At 38.4% G+C, this 14,486-nt stretch carries 15 protein-coding genes; 13 read left to right on the forward strand and 2 right to left on the reverse strand.

Annotated features, from left to right (window positions below; genetic code table 11):
- The first annotated feature begins 6 nt into the window (after positions 1-6).
- On the forward strand, positions 7-462 hold the full coding sequence (locus AC1DFT_RS07535) for an ACT domain-containing protein (protein ID WP_477918576.1): 456 nt from the start codon (positions 7-9) through the stop codon (positions 460-462).
- Positions 463-601: 139 nt separating this feature from the next.
- The gene (pheA, locus tag AC1DFT_RS07540) at positions 602-1,477 is read left to right on the forward strand and encodes a prephenate dehydratase (RefSeq protein WP_477918577.1); all 876 of its coding nucleotides are present in this window, start codon (positions 602-604) and stop codon (positions 1,475-1,477) included.
- Positions 1,478-2,374: 897 nt separating this feature from the next.
- Here pheA and AC1DFT_RS07545 read toward each other — a convergent pair.
- The gene (locus AC1DFT_RS07545) at positions 2,375-2,905 is read right to left on the reverse strand and encodes a 3H domain-containing protein (RefSeq protein ID WP_477918578.1); all 531 of its coding nucleotides are present in this window, start codon (positions 2,903-2,905) and stop codon (positions 2,375-2,377) included.
- Positions 2,906-3,042: 137 nt separating this feature from the next.
- Between AC1DFT_RS07545 and AC1DFT_RS07550 the strand changes: the two genes are divergently transcribed.
- From AC1DFT_RS07550 to AC1DFT_RS07585, 8 genes are all read left to right on the forward strand, one after another.
- A complete protein-coding gene (locus tag AC1DFT_RS07550; RefSeq protein WP_477918579.1) occupies positions 3,043-3,933 on the forward strand; it encodes a LysM peptidoglycan-binding domain-containing protein in 891 nt (296 codons plus the stop codon).
- Positions 3,870-4,787, forward strand: a complete 918-nt coding sequence (locus tag AC1DFT_RS07555; protein ID WP_477918580.1) for a phosphotransferase — start codon at positions 3,870-3,872, stop codon at positions 4,785-4,787. Before AC1DFT_RS07550 ends, AC1DFT_RS07555 begins: the two co-directional genes overlap by 64 nt.
- An 89-nt stretch (positions 4,788-4,876) precedes the next feature.
- Complete coding sequence (ruvA, locus tag AC1DFT_RS07560; RefSeq protein WP_477918581.1) at positions 4,877-5,494, forward strand: Holliday junction branch migration protein RuvA; 618 nt, start codon at positions 4,877-4,879, stop codon at positions 5,492-5,494.
- 18 nt (positions 5,495-5,512) lie between these two features.
- Positions 5,513-6,523 (forward strand): Holliday junction branch migration DNA helicase RuvB, encoded by a 1,011-nt coding sequence (ruvB, locus tag AC1DFT_RS07565; protein ID WP_477918582.1) that lies wholly within the window; start codon positions 5,513-5,515, stop codon positions 6,521-6,523.
- A gap of 16 nt (positions 6,524-6,539) precedes the next feature.
- On the forward strand, positions 6,540-7,580 hold the full coding sequence (gene queA / locus AC1DFT_RS07570) for a tRNA preQ1(34) S-adenosylmethionine ribosyltransferase-isomerase QueA (protein ID WP_477918583.1): 1,041 nt from the start codon (positions 6,540-6,542) through the stop codon (positions 7,578-7,580).
- Entirely contained in the window at positions 7,581-8,720 is a 1,140-nt protein-coding gene (gene tgt / locus AC1DFT_RS07575) for a tRNA guanosine(34) transglycosylase Tgt (protein WP_477918584.1), read from the forward strand.
- Positions 8,721-8,762: 42 nt separating this feature from the next.
- Complete coding sequence (gene yajC, locus AC1DFT_RS07580; RefSeq protein WP_477918585.1) at positions 8,763-9,023, forward strand: preprotein translocase subunit YajC; 261 nt, start codon at positions 8,763-8,765, stop codon at positions 9,021-9,023.
- 75 nt (positions 9,024-9,098) lie between these two features.
- Entirely contained in the window at positions 9,099-9,737 is a 639-nt protein-coding gene (locus AC1DFT_RS07585; protein ID WP_477918586.1) for a DUF421 domain-containing protein, read from the forward strand.
- On the opposite strand, the gene AC1DFT_RS07590 is transcribed toward AC1DFT_RS07585, so the two are convergent.
- Entirely contained in the window at positions 9,721-11,247 is a 1,527-nt protein-coding gene (locus tag AC1DFT_RS07590) for a putative polysaccharide biosynthesis protein (protein WP_477918587.1), read from the reverse strand. The genes AC1DFT_RS07585 and AC1DFT_RS07590 overlap by 17 nt on opposite strands.
- 92 nt (positions 11,248-11,339) lie before the next feature.
- Between AC1DFT_RS07590 and AC1DFT_RS07595 the strand changes: the two genes are divergently transcribed.
- From AC1DFT_RS07595 to AC1DFT_RS07605, 3 genes are all read left to right on the forward strand, one after another.
- Positions 11,340-11,645 carry a post-transcriptional regulator gene (locus AC1DFT_RS07595; RefSeq protein WP_477918588.1) on the forward strand — a complete coding sequence of 102 codons (306 nt, stop codon included), beginning with the start codon at positions 11,340-11,342 and terminating at the stop codon, positions 11,643-11,645.
- 86 nt (positions 11,646-11,731) lie between these two features.
- The gene (gene secDF, locus AC1DFT_RS07600; protein ID WP_477918589.1) at positions 11,732-14,002 is read left to right on the forward strand and encodes a protein translocase subunit SecDF; all 2,271 of its coding nucleotides are present in this window, start codon (positions 11,732-11,734) and stop codon (positions 14,000-14,002) included.
- Between the two features lie 79 nt (positions 14,003-14,081).
- Positions 14,082-14,420 carry a LapA family protein gene (locus AC1DFT_RS07605; protein ID WP_477918590.1) on the forward strand — a complete coding sequence of 113 codons (339 nt, stop codon included), beginning with the start codon at positions 14,082-14,084 and terminating at the stop codon, positions 14,418-14,420.
- Positions 14,421-14,486 lie beyond the last annotated feature (66 nt).

Genomic DNA, 14,486 nt, shown 5'->3' on the forward strand with positions numbered 1-14,486 from the left:
AACCGCATGAAAGACGTAACTGGCCAGCGCTTTTATTTAGTACGAGAGGATGTCCTAACCGAAGCAATGCAAAAAACTTTGGAAGCAAAGCATCTTCTCCAATCTGGGAAAGTATCTTCGATTTGGGATGCAGTAAAAGAAGTAGATTTGTCCCGAAGTGCTTTTTACAAATATCGTGATGCGGTTTTTCCGTTCCATTCGATTGTTCAAGAAAGAATTTTAACGGTATTTTTACAGTTAGAGGATCGGGAAGGAACTTTAGCCAGATTACTGCAACTTGTGGCGGAGTCATCGATCAATATATTAACGATTCATCAAACGATACCGATTCAAGGTAGAGCAAGTGTGACATTATCGTTAGATGTCACGGCAATGACAAAAGAGTTAGATGAGTTTTTAAATGAAATGAAGCGACTAGACTTCGTAGAATCTGCAGAAGTAATCAGTTCAGGCGCTTTATAAGAAAAGCACAGGCGTGTATGTCTGCCCCGACAGGCAAATGTTCTTTCCCCAAATAAGTCGCTTCTTAGACTTTATTGGGGAAATGTTATTTGGCCCTAAAGGCAAGGCGCTGAAGCTAGACAAGTTAGGGGGATAACGAATGGCAACTCAACAAGTGGCTTTCCTTGGACCGGAAGCTTCTTTTACCCATTTAGCATCGAAGGTTTTATTTCAAGATGACCAGTTAATTCCGATACGAACAATACCAGAATGCATCGAAGCGGTTGCGAGCGGTAAAGTGGATATTGCTGTTGTGCCAATAGAAAACACATTAGAAGGCACAGTTTCGTTGACAATTGATTATTTATTTCATGAAGTAGATGTGCATGTAATTGCAAGTATCCTGGTACCTATTGAACAACATTTAATGGTACATCCAGCTAACGCGGAAAAATGGGAAAAAATAAGGACCATTTATTCTCATCCACATGCTTTAGCGCAATGCCATAAGTATTTATATTATCGATTTGGAAAAGTTCCACTCGAACAATCAACTTCGACTGCATCAGCTGCAAAGTACGTTTCAGAAAATGAACAAGCTTGTATTGCAGCAATCGGAAATACATCTGCTGCAGTTGAATATGGATTAAAAATTGTAGAGCATAATATTCATGATTTTCATTTTAATCATACGAGATTTTTAGTGCTCTCCAAAAAGAATAATATTATTGGGCAAGCTGGGCATACAAGTCAAGTGAAGACGACTATTATGCTGACATTGCCGAAAGATGATCGATCTGGGGCATTGCATCAAGTGCTTTCTGTTTTTGCATGGAGAAAGCTCAATTTAAGTAAAATTGAATCGAGACCATTAAAAACCGGGCTAGGGCAATACTTTTTTATCATAGATATATTAGAGGACGATCGAGTTCCAATGATGCAAGGTGCGATGGAAGAACTAGCAGCCTTGGGATGTGAAGTGAAATCGCTTGGATCCTACTATACATACGAAACGAAAGAATCTGCAGATAAATGAACTATAGATAAAACGCTAGGTAGAAAACGAATTGTTTTCTACCTAGCGTTTTTTTGTTATTGCAAAGAAATTAATAAAAATAGAGACATTTGAAGAATTTTTTTCAAGTAACATAAGGTCTGGCATTTTAATATGGTGCRTGGTATAGAGATACTGTGTCGTAGTGACTGCTGTGATTTTCGCTACAGTCGTACGCTTTCCACCGGGTAAGCGATGAGCCATCACCGCCGCTTGCGCGTACGATGTGAAGTCTCATCTTGCTCACTTGATCCCATTGGAGTCGCCGCCTGCAGCGAAAATCAATGGAAATTGCCAAATTATTGAGATCCCATATTAACAATAAATGGTTGAACGAGACAATATCCACTGCGAACGCGACAATAAGATAGCTGAACACGACAAACTAGTCGAGTAGATGCCGGCCAGGCGTGTTCGACGGGCTTTAAGACCTATAATTCCTATAATTTGTTGGATTTATAGTTGTCTCACATCAAGTACACTTGCTATTTTGAGAATTGGTTGCTTTCAGGAGTAATTTGGTTGCTCTCGTGCTGATTCAGTTGCTTTCGTAGTAGAACTGGTTGCTCCCAGTAATCGGTTGGTTGCCCTAAGCCATTTATTGGATGAATCCAATGGAAAAACTGGTTGAAATTTTGTTTTTAACGGGATGGTATGGATAATTGGGCAATTTCTTTTGATTTTCGCTACAGCCGTCGACTCCTGCCGGATGAGTGGGCTAATGAGACATCCCAACGTACGCCTAAGGGCGGCGGGGATGGCTCATCGCTCACCCGGCGGAAAGCGTACGACTGTAGCAAAAAACACAGCGGACACTTTATTCGCCTCACTACCACGCAGTCTCCCTATTATGTGCGTCATTCCAATCATTGTTCAGAGTTATTCTTCTATTAAATACCCTTTTTTCCTTAATGCATCTATACCGCGATTTAATATCTCTTCTGACGGAGCAGAAAGTAGGTGTAGATGAATACCTGAAGTCAGCTCCAATAAGAAAGAGGCTTCTGTTTCCCTTACTTTATTTAAGAATATTTCCACATCATGACGATTGGATACCATAATCGAAGAGGTAATTTCCCCGTATACTGGATGTTCTACTGTTACATTTTCAACCGTCACACCTACATCTACCAATGTTTGAAGCTCATCTTCTGAATCTTTTGATTGGTGATTACAGGCAACTTTTCTTTGAACATATGGACCTGTTTCTTTGTTAGGCATTAACATATATCCTTGACTTGTTGAAACAATGGGGATATTGGTAGCTTTTAACAAAGTAATATCATTTACGATTACTTGTCGACTGACATTAGCTAATTTGGCCAGATCTGAACCGGTAACTGGTTGATGCTGCTCTCCCAAATAAGAAAATATCCAATTTCTTCGATCTGCACCTTTTAATTTTTTCAATAATAACTCCTCCCAACTTGCATAACGGCATAGCTCCTATTCATAAGTTTATCATGAAGGGAAGTGCTTTTTACAAAAAATCTGTGTCCAATTTAGGTAGTTGCACATAGTTTAAGGAGAAGGGAAGGAGGAAGACTGTGCAAATTCATATTGTCGAAAAAGGTGACACGCTTTGGAAAATTTCAAGAAGCTATGGTGTTTCTTTTGAAGAATTAAAGAAATTAAATGCACATCTCGCAAACCCAGAATATATCGTTCCGGGTATGAAGATTTTTATTCCAGATACAAAGAAAATGGAATCCATTAATCATCCATATAGCGAGAATCGCCCAGTTAAAAAAGAAATGGTGAAGAAGGAGGAAATGAAGCCGCATCCAGCTCCGCAGCATCATGTTCACCTAGAACATCACGTTCACCCGCATCCAAAAGAGCAACATGTACCACCAAAGGCACAACAACACGTTCCACCAAAATCACAACAACATGTACCACCAAAAGCACAACAACATGTACCACCAAAAGCTCAGCCTGTTCAACCTGTTCCAATAGTACCGCCAATTCAACCAGTACCACCGGTTAGACCGCAACCGATTCCATCCTATTCTTTACCATATCACATGATGCCAGTTCCAGATTTAGATATGACACCATCTCCTCAAGGGTGGAGATTAATCGAATCTACATCTATTCATATTAATATACACAATGAAAATCAAGAACGAGAAACGATTATTCATACGCCACCAGCACCAGCACCAGCACCAGCACCACCAGTCCAGCAACCAATAGCGCAAGAGCCATCCCCTATATTCGAAGAAATGTACCCATGCCCACCGGAACAAGATTTTTCATATATGCAGCCTTGTATGTATCCACAAATGCATCCGGGTATGCATCCGGGTATGCATCCAGGCATGCATCCAGGCATGCATCCACAAATGCAGGCACATTATGGAGGATGTCCATGTGTACAAATTTGCTACGTACCGGTATATCAATGCCCACCACATCCACACCACCACTTTTAAAAGTGAGTTACTATATTAAACAAATTAAAAAAAACGTATGGAAATGGAAAAATGAAAATGGGGTATTTTCTGTGAAGAAATATCCTTCAGAACAACAGGCGGAAAAAATTCGTTTCATTCACGATAAATTGCAGTATATTGAAGATCCATTTGTTTTATCGGTAATGGAATCTCCTCAACTGGATTTCATTATTCAACCATGGTTTACAGGTACACATACCGTAAATTATAGCAATGAGGAAGATCGGAAAGCGGTCTACTCCTTACTTACCCGCTTGCATAAAACGAACGAAATAATTGAATGGGAAGATAGCAATGTTCTTTATGCATTTAATTTAATTTCCAAGTGGCAAAATCGTTTAGTTAAAATGAAAGAAATTTCTTTTTTCGTTGAATCGTTTATAGGGGTAAAAAATACGAAAATGCTGTTATTGTATGGCGATATGGCATTAAAAGATATGAAGCCGTTTGATATGAGTGATCGGACATTATTGCATGGAGATGTAGTGCATCATAATTTCTTATCAGACGGTTCAACTTATAAAATAATCGATTTTGATCTTGCAGTAATTGGTCCAAAAGAGATGGAAAATATTTTATGGATGCATCGTGTCCTATCCGAAATAGATTATGATATTCATTTTTTGATCAGTGAATTTCCAATGCTAGAAAAAATAGTGCGTACGCATAAAGAAGCGATGATGTATCCGAACGAATTGTATAGAGAGTGGTTATATGCTTTTACATTGCCTGCTGAAAGAAAACAAAAGTTTCTCGATCAATTAGTTCCATATACGAACAAAGCGTTAACAGAATGGCCTAATTTATGCTATAATTTAAGTAAGCTTAAATAAGTCTGGTGGGAATTGGTCGCTCGTTTATGGAGCGGCCATCTTTGTTTGTTATGGTATACTAGTAGTATTGACTGTGAGGGATTTAGGAGATGTATGATTACATAAAAGGTCAGGTTACACGCGTGACACCTGAGCATGTTGTGTTGGAATTAGCGGGGATAGGATATCAGCTGTTTACGCCAAATCCTTTCGCGTTCAAGAAAAGTGAAGAAATAATCCAAGTATATACCCACTTGCATGTTCGAGAGGATATGCAACAGCTAATGGGTTTTTCGACTTTAGCGCAGCGAGAGTTGTTCCGTAAACTTATACTTGTATCTGGGATTGGACCTAAAGGAGCACTTGCCATATTAGCAAGTGGTGAGCCGACACATGTCATCCAAGCAATTGAACGCGAAGATGAAACGTTTTTGGTGAAATTTCCGGGAGTTGGAAAAAAAACAGCTCGTCAAATGATATTAGACTTAAAAGGAAAATTGCATGATCTCATGGATTTGGAACAATTCGAATTTGTGGATGATGAACCTACATTATTTGTAGATAGTAGCGATCATGAGTTAGAAGAAGCAATGCTGGCACTTACGGCACTTGGTTATTCTGAACGTGAATTAGCTAAAGTTCGTCCGAAGCTAAAAGACAATAAAGAGCTCCAAACTACAGATGAGTTTATGAAAAAAGCATTGCAATTATTATTTTCTGGGAAATAAGGATAGGAGGTACTTTACATGACGGAACGCGTGATTTCAAGCGAGATTTCTAATTATGATGAACCATTTGAGCAATCGCTTCGTCCCCAATTTTTGAAACAATATATTGGACAAGATAAGATTAAACATAACTTAGAAATTTTCATTGAAGCGGCGAAAATGAGAAGCGAAAGTTTGGATCACTGTCTTTTGTATGGACCTCCAGGACTAGGTAAAACGACACTTGCTTCCGTTATTGCAAATGAAATGGACGTTCAAATTCGGATGACCAGCGGACCGGCAATTGAGCGACCAGGTGATCTAGCGGCTATTGTTAGTTCGCTCGAGCCGGGGGACGTATTATTCATCGATGAAATACATCGACTTAATCGTTCCATTGAAGAGGTATTATACCCTGCAATGGAAGATTTTTGTCTAGATATTGTAGTAGGGAAAGGACCAGCAGCAAGAAGCGTTCGACTAGATTTACCACCCTTCACGCTAATTGGTGCAACAACACGAGCTGGTTCTTTGTCTGCTCCACTCAGGGACCGCTTCGGGGTACTGCTTCGACTGGATTATTATGAAGAAGAAGCGCTTACCTCGATTGTTGAGAGAAGTGCTGAATTATTCAATGCTTCCATCGACTTTGAATCTGCAGGTGAAATTGCAAGACGTTCAAGAGGAACTCCTCGAATCGCAAACCGATTATTAAAACGTGTGCGCGATTATGCACAAGTACGTGGAAATGGCCATATATCATTAAATGTAGCACAAGAAGCGCTTGAGCTGCTTCAAGTGGACCCAAGAGGATTAGATCATATTGATCATAAGTTATTAATGGCAATGATTGAGCGGTTCAGAGGTGGTCCTGTCGGCTTGGATACCATTGCTGCAAGTATTGGGGAAGAATCGACGACAATTGAAGATGTATATGAGCCATATTTATTGCAAATTGGGTTTATACAACGTTCCCCAAGGGGAAGAATAGTAACGCCACTCGCTTACGAGCATTTAGGAATGCCGTTACCGATAGAAAGAAACGACTGATAAAGGATGTACGCATATGAGAGTAGAAGATTTTGATTTTGAATTACCAGAAGAACTAATTGCACAAACGCCGTTACTGGACCGGACAAGTAGTAAACTTTTAATAGCTGATTATCCGCAGAAGACGTTTACACATACTCATTTTTCTTCCGTTTTGGATGAGTTAAACGCAGGAGATTGCCTTGTTTTAAACGACACGAAAGTAATGCCTGCCCGTTTAATGGGAGTAAAAGAAGAAACTGGTGCAAATGTAGAAGTGCTATTATTGACACAAATGGAAGACGATCAGTGGGAGACACTAGTGAAACCGGCAAAGCGTGTCAAAGTAGGAACGACGATTACGTTCGGTGAAGGACTGCTACGCGCTGTTTGTACCGGCATAAAAGAGCATGGCGGACGTATATTCCGCTTTGAATACGATGGTGTGTTTTTTGAAGTATTGGACCAACTTGGAGAGATGCCTTTACCACCGTATATTCATGAAAAATTGGAAAACAAAGATCGTTATCAAACAGTTTATGCGAAAGAACAAGGTTCGGCCGCGGCACCAACTGCCGGACTACACTTTACAGAAAACTTATTAGATGACATTCGGTCAAAAGGTGTTAAAATAGCGTTTGTGACACTTCATGTAGGACTTGGAACTTTCCGCCCTGTCAGTGTAGATTCAATTGATGATCATGAAATGCACTCAGAGTTTTATCGTCTATCAAAAGAAACAGCAAATACGATAAATGAAGTAAAGGAAGCGGGCGGGAAAATAGTTGCAGTTGGCACTACTTCTACGAGAACGCTTGAATCGGTTGCCTCTAAATTCAATGGACAATTGCAAGAAGATAGCGGCTGGACTTCCATTTTCATTTATCCGGGATATGAATTTAAATGTATTGACGGTATGATTACGAATTTCCATTTGCCGAAGTCGACGCTTGTTATGCTTGTGAGTGCGCTTACTTCAAGGGACTTCATCTTGTCTGCATATAAAGAAGCTATCGATTTGCGCTACCGATTTTTTAGTTTTGGAGATGCAATGTTTATAAAAGGAAGGAATTTTTAAATGGCAGCAATTACGTACGAATTAATCAAAAAAGATAAGCAAACAGGAGCGCGTTTAGGTATCGTGCATACACCGCATGGCTCATTTGAAACGCCAACGTTCATGCCTGTTGGAACACAAGCTACAGTAAAGACGATGGCACCAGAAGAAATAAAAGAGATGGATGCCGGTATTATTTTAAGTAATACATATCATTTATGGCTACGTCCAGGACATGATATTATTCGAGAAGCGGGCGGTTTGCATAAATTTATGAACTGGGATCGTGCGATTTTAACGGATTCTGGTGGTTTCCAAGTATTTAGTTTAAGCGATATGCGTAAAATTGAAGAGGAAGGCGTTCACTTCCGCAATCATTTAAACGGGGATAAATTATTTTTAAGCCCTGAGAAATCAATGGAAATTCAAAATGCATTAGGTTCCGATATTATGATGGCATTTGATGAGTGTCCGCCGTATCCTGCTAGCTTTGAATATATGAAGGCATCTGTTGAACGTACATCTCGCTGGGCGGAGCGTTGTTTGACTGCACATAGTAAAACAGATGAACAAGGGCTTTTCGGGATTATCCAAGGGGGAGAATATGAGGAATTACGTCGCCAATCGGCAAAAGATTTAATTTCAATGGATTTTCCTGGATATGCAATTGGGGGGCTATCTGTTGGCGAGCCGAAAGATGTGATGAATCGTGTACTTGATTTTACGACGCCTCTAATGCCTGATAATAAGCCTCGTTACTTGATGGGGGTTGGCTCTCCAGACTCACTTATAGATGGGTCTATTCGCGGTGTAGACATGTTTGACTGTGTGTTGCCGACTCGAATAGCTCGTAATGGTACATTCATGACATCAAAAGGTCGTTTAGTTATTAAAGGAGCAGCCTTTGCTCGTGATTTTGGACCGATTGATGAAAAATGTGATTGCTATACATGTAAAAACTATTCGAGAGCGTATATTCGTCATTTATTTAAAGCAGATGAAACATTCGGACTTCGCTTAGCGTCGTATCATAATCTTCATTTCTTAATGAAGTTAATGGAAAATGTCCGTCAAGCGATTCGAGAAGATCGCTTATTGGATTTTAAAGAAGAGTTTTTTGAAGAATATGGGTATAACAAACCAAATGCAAAAAACTTCTGATTCTTGTATACTAGAAAGAGATAAAAAGGAGGGGAAAAATATATGGATTTAGTTGGCTTATTACCGATAGTTGCGATGTTTGCTGTAATGTGGTTTTTTATCATCCGCCCAGCACAAAAACGTCAAAAAAATACAGCTTCAATGCAAAATAGTCTAAAACGTGGAGATCAGATCATTACAGTTGGTGGTTTACACGGGAAGATAGATGCAGTGGATGATCAAACAATCTTCGTAGTAGTTGCGGACGGCACTCGTTTACAATTCGAGCGCGTTGCAGTTGGACGAGTTGTTTCGGAGTCATAAGAAAAGTAAAAGAACTTACTCAAAATATATGAGTAAGTTCTTTTTTTCTGGGCACAGTAAAGATGAGGTGATCATATGCAAGATATACTCATCATAATGCTTCGCACGATAATACTATATTGGGTTATATTGGGTATTTTACGTATAATGGGAAAACGAGAAGTCGGAGAGTTAAGTATTTTTGATTTAGTCGTTTTTTTACTAATAGCAGAGGTAGCGGCCTTTGCTTTAGATGATCCACATAGTAATTTTATTCATGCGATAGTACCAATGGTTATGTTATTGATTATCCAAATTGGCGTTTCTTATTTTTCATTGAAAAGTAAAAAATTTCGAGATGCAATGGAAGGTCAACCTTCGATCATTATGAAAGAAGGGATCATTATTGAAAGAGAAATGCGAAAACAACGATATAACCTAGATGATTTACTGCAACAATTACGAGAACAACAAATCGGATCTATACGTTCTGTTTCCTATGCATTTTTGGAGCCTTCCGGAAACTTATCGGTATTTAAAAAAGATGAAGAACAGTACGTTTTTCCACTTGTCATAGATGGAGATATTCAACAAGACCATTTAGAACGAATCGGAAAAAGTGAAAAATGGTTACGGGAAGAACTAGAAAAGCAATCGATCATGAGCGTAGAAAGAATATTCTATTGTAGTTATGAGGAAGATGCGCTTTATATACAACTTAAAACTTCTTTTTAGTTGTCCGAACAATTTTAAGTATCACAGCTATTTCTTTTCGCTTTATTTGTCTAGTTAACACTAATCCGACTGTCAAAAAGGCTAATGTATACAAACAATCGACGATTAAAGATTGTTCACCTATGGCAATCAGAAGCGGTCTTGCAATAATAGTGATTAAGAAAACTGCATATGGTAGCACAAAAAAGGAGAACCCAATTTGTGCTTCTTTTTTTTCTTTTAACGAAGCGATATGTAGAAACGACGTGATTAATACGCCAAAACCAATTGCAACAACAGCTCCCTTTTCTTGAATAGAAACCTGTGATGCAAGGAAAAATAATAACAATAGTTTCCCAATGCCACCATATAAAGAATTTAAAAAAGCGGCTTTTGAACTATTCAGCGCTTGTAAAATGGAAAATAAGGGACTTTGAATATAATAAAAGAAAAAAACAGGTGCCAATATTTTCATGTAAATAGTGGAATCTTCTACATGGAAAAGGGCGGAAACTAGTTCGCCTCCATGCAAATAAAATAAAGTCGCTGCGTAGCAACCAGTCAATGTCGAAAACTTTAATGATAAATGAATTCTTTCTTTTAAAAGGGCGAGATCCCTTCTTGCAAATGCATCGCTGACTGCAGGAATGAGCACTATTGAAAGGGCATAAGGAATAAACGATGGAAACAATACTAATGGTATTAATACCCCGGAGATTACCCCATACAATGTAGTAGCTGCAATACTTGTCATACCAGTAACGGCAAGTGCTTTGATGAAAACGATTGGCTCTAAAAACCAAGTGAAAGATCCGAATAATCTAGAACCGGATGATGGTAATGCAATGGAGAGCAGTGGTGATAAAGGATAAGAACTTGTTGCTTTTTCATATTTTTGCTTTGATTTCCATTTATCATATTTCCATTTTAAATATAGTAATGAAGCAGCTTCAGCGAGTAAGGTCATACCCATTGCATATGCTGCAGCTTCTTGCGGTGAAGCCGAATTAAGTAATAATGGTAATGCAAACGTGATGAGTAATATTCGTAAAATTTGTTCTAGCAATTGTGCTACTGCTGTTTCTTCTAATCGTGCAATTCCTTGGAAAAAGCCTTTAATAATACCGCTTGCTGCTGCGAGCGGTACGATTGCAATAGTTACATACAAAGTCATCGTAATTGCATCGTTTTTCAATAAGTTACCAGAAATCATTGGCGTGACAAATAAAAATAGTGGTGTGAATATTACAGTGGAAGCAACTGTTAATATAACCGAAGTTCGCATAACGGAGAAATACTGAGAAATTGCATTTCTTGTTCGCAGCTCGGCGACTATTTTAGCAATTGCAACTGGGATTCCAAGTTGTATAATGGATAGGAAAAAGATAAAAGCTGGATAGGCGGTCGAGTAAATACCCACTACTTCTTCGCCGGTTAACCGGACAAATTGCATTCGATAAACAAAACCTAGAAACTTAGATAAAAAAATGGAAAGCATTAACACTAAAGAACCTTTTAAAAAAGTCGACAAATAAACACTTCCTTCTCAAATACAGGAACATCGTTTACAATAATAATATGCTTGAAGTCTAGTACATTATTCGTGAAAAGAGGTGCGGTATTTTGGAAAACACATACGAAGAAATATTTATGAACGTATTACCGGCTTTAGAGAGTAAGAAAAGCGAATTTGAAGTGTACCAGTACGCAACAGTTACAGAGAGAGATATATGGAAATATTGTGTGTCCAAAAAATGGCGTAAAAAAGACATAGCCACTTTACCTTTATATCAAATTGTCAATGATGTACTTTCTATTTCACCTGCAGAATATATGACCTATGAACAGATCGATCAATTTAAAACGGCTACTTGGTTTTCAGAGGTCAATAAAGACGAACTGCAACTATTATTAAATCCAAAAAAGTAGATGCATAAGGTAACCGTTATTTGACAGTCAGCGCATCGTGTTTCATAATAAACATGTTGCGTTTTTTTGAGGAGGAATACATACATATGAAAACTAGAGGGCGCATAGTTGCGTTTTTATTGCTTATCGTTATTTTTGCAGGGACAATCAGTCCTACTGTTAGTGGAGTTCTAAATAATATTAAACTTGGCTTAGACTTACAAGGTGGTTTTGAAGTCCTTTACCAAGTAGAAGAGTTAAAAAAAGGACAAGAAATTACAGATGAAGTAGTTGCTGATACGGCAGCAGCCCTTTCCAATCGTATTGACGTATTAGGGGTAAGTGAACCTAGTATTCAGATTGAAAGCGGTCAACGTATTCGTGTCCAACTTGCAGGTGTTGAAGACCAAAACTCCGCAAGGGAAATGCTTTCTACAGAAGCAAATTTAACATTCCGTGATTCAGAAGACAACATAATGCTGGATGGGGCAGATTTAAAAGAAGGCGGAGCCAAGGATGCTTTTAATCAACAAGGACAGCCTATCGTTACTTTGGAGCTTAAAGATGCCAATAAGTTTGCTGAAGTAACTTCTGAAATTGCCGCTAAACCAGCACCAGATAATGTATTAGTAATTTGGATGGATTTTGAAGAAGGCGTCGATTCATACGCTGCGGAAGTGATGAAGCCGGAACCAAAATTCACATCAAATCCACGAGTTTCTCAACGTATTAATTCAAATAGCGTAGAAATTTCAGGGTCTTTTACATTAGATGAAACAAAACATTTAGCTGGTATTTTAAATGCTGGAGCACTTCCAGTTAAGTTAACTGAGATTTACTCGACGTCTGTTGGGGCACAATTTGGTGAGCAAGCGTTGGATAGTACAGTACTTGCTGGGATAATCGGTATTGCTGCGGTATTTATCTTTATGCTGGTATATTATCGTCTACCAGGTTTAGTTGCAGTTATTTCGTTAGTCGTATATATTTTCTTAATCTTAGTCATCTTTGATTGGATTAATGGTGTATTAACGCTTCCAGGTATTGCAGCGATTGTACTTGGTGTGGGAATGGCCGTGGATGCCAATATTCTTACCTATGAACGAATAAGGGAAGAATTACGTGTAGGAAAATCGGTTCGAAAATCGTTTGACGCAGGTGCTAAAGAATCCTTCTCGGCAATTTTTGACGCAAATATTACGACACTTTTAGCAGCAGCTGTTTTGTTCTACTTTGGTACAAGTTCTGTTAAAGGATTTGCAACGCTGTTAATCATCAGTATATTAGTTATTTTTATCACGGCTGTGTGGGCTTCCAGATTACTTCTAGGACTGCTCGTTCACAGTGGTTATTTCGATAATAAGCCAGGCTGGTTCGGTATTCCGAAGAAACGTATTCATCCTCCTGAAGAAGAAGTGGATACACTTGACTTAACGACGAAATTCGATCGCCTTGACTTTGTACACAGTCGTAAAATATTCTATATCGCATCGATTGTATTAACTGTAGCGGGGATCATTGTATTAAGTACATTTAAATTGAATTTAGGAATAGATTTTTCTAGTGGGACACGTGTAGAAATTCAATCGACTGAAACATTAACGAAAGAATTTGTATCCGATAAACTGGATAAAATCGGTCTATCTTCTGATGATATTGTACTTTCAGGTGATAACAGTGAAATAGCAGTTATACGTTATGTAGAAGACTTCTCACAAGATGAAGTTAGTAAAATGAAAACAGAAATGACGCAAGAGTTTGGGATAGATCCAACCGTAAGTAGTGTATCACCAACTGTAGGACAAGAGCTTGCTAAAAATGCTCTGAAAGCACTAGCATTTGCTGCACTTGGTATAGTTATTTATGTAGCATTCCGATTCGAATGGAGAATGGGTGTCGCTTCTATCGTTTCTTTACTCCATGACGCATTTTTAATGATTGCAATATTTAGTATTCTACGCTTGGAAGTAGATATTACATTTATCGCTGCTGTACTGACAATTGTCGGGTACTCAATCAATGATACGATTGTTACCTTTGACCGTATTCGCGAAAATTTAAATCGAAGTAAAAAGATTACGACGGAAGAGGAACTTGCTACGATTGTAAACAAATCTTTACGTCAAACATTAGGTCGTTCCGTAAATACCGTATTAACCGTCATATTAGTAGTCGTTGCACTTCTATTATTTGGAGCAGAGGGTATTCGAAACTTCTCCATTGCTTTGTTAATCGGGTTAATCGCGGGTACCTATTCTTCTATCTTTATCGCGGCTCAGTTGTGGTTCGATTTGAAAGTGAAAGAATTACGTAAAACAGGCGGAATAGATGTGAAAAAAGAAGAAAAGACATGGGGTTCTGATGAGCCAGTAGTTTAAGGGTTGTCTATTTTGGGAACAGAGTCTATATTCTGTTCCCTTTTTTTATGGTAAGATAAAAAATAAACGAGGTGCCGAGATGAAATTTCAGTGGTCATTATTATTTGGGTTATTATTTGCAGTTATCATTGCTCTATTTGCGGTTTACAACGTGGACTCTGTACCAGTAAACTATGTTTTTGGTACAGCCGAATGGCCACTTATTTTAGTCATCCTTGGTTCTGCATTGTTAGGTGCATTATTAAGTGGTACCGTTGCTATCTATCGTTCTTTTATACTTTCGAGAAAAGTAAAACATCTAGAAAAAGAATTGGAAAAGAAAGATGCTTCCATTAGCGCTTTGCAAAATGAAATCGTTGTTTATCAAGAGCAACTACCAAAAACAACGAAAGTAACAGAAGAAAATACGACAAATTAAGTAGAAAACCTTTTGGCTTATGTCAAAAGGTTTTCTAACGCGTTTAATAGTACATAAGGAAGTGAA

The organism is Psychrobacillus sp. 05T411, from assembly GCF_056396485.1.

What these genes read in the sequence shown, in the direction of transcription:
- queA (WP_477918583.1), top strand. Translation starts at nt 6,540, where the DNA reads ATGAGAGTAGAAGATTTTGATTTTGAATTACCAGAAGAACTAATTGCA.
- AC1DFT_RS07555 (WP_477918580.1), top strand. Translation starts at nt 3,870, where the DNA reads ATGTGTACAAATTTGCTACGTACCGGTATATCAATGCCCACCACATCC.
- secDF (WP_477918589.1), top strand. Translation starts at nt 11,732, where the DNA reads ATGAAAACTAGAGGGCGCATAGTTGCGTTTTTATTGCTTATCGTTATT.
- pheA (WP_477918577.1), top strand. Translation starts at nt 602, where the DNA reads ATGGCAACTCAACAAGTGGCTTTCCTTGGACCGGAAGCTTCTTTTACC.
- AC1DFT_RS07605 (WP_477918590.1), top strand. Translation starts at nt 14,082, where the DNA reads ATGAAATTTCAGTGGTCATTATTATTTGGGTTATTATTTGCAGTTATC.
- ruvA (WP_477918581.1), top strand. Translation starts at nt 4,877, where the DNA reads ATGTATGATTACATAAAAGGTCAGGTTACACGCGTGACACCTGAGCAT.
- ruvB (WP_477918582.1), top strand. Translation starts at nt 5,513, where the DNA reads ATGACGGAACGCGTGATTTCAAGCGAGATTTCTAATTATGATGAACCA.
- AC1DFT_RS07535 (WP_477918576.1), top strand. Translation starts at nt 7, where the DNA reads ATGAAAGACGTAACTGGCCAGCGCTTTTATTTAGTACGAGAGGATGTC.
- AC1DFT_RS07585 (WP_477918586.1), top strand. Translation starts at nt 9,099, where the DNA reads ATGCAAGATATACTCATCATAATGCTTCGCACGATAATACTATATTGG.
- tgt (WP_477918584.1), top strand. Translation starts at nt 7,581, where the DNA reads ATGGCAGCAATTACGTACGAATTAATCAAAAAAGATAAGCAAACAGGA.
- yajC (WP_477918585.1), top strand. Translation starts at nt 8,763, where the DNA reads ATGGATTTAGTTGGCTTATTACCGATAGTTGCGATGTTTGCTGTAATG.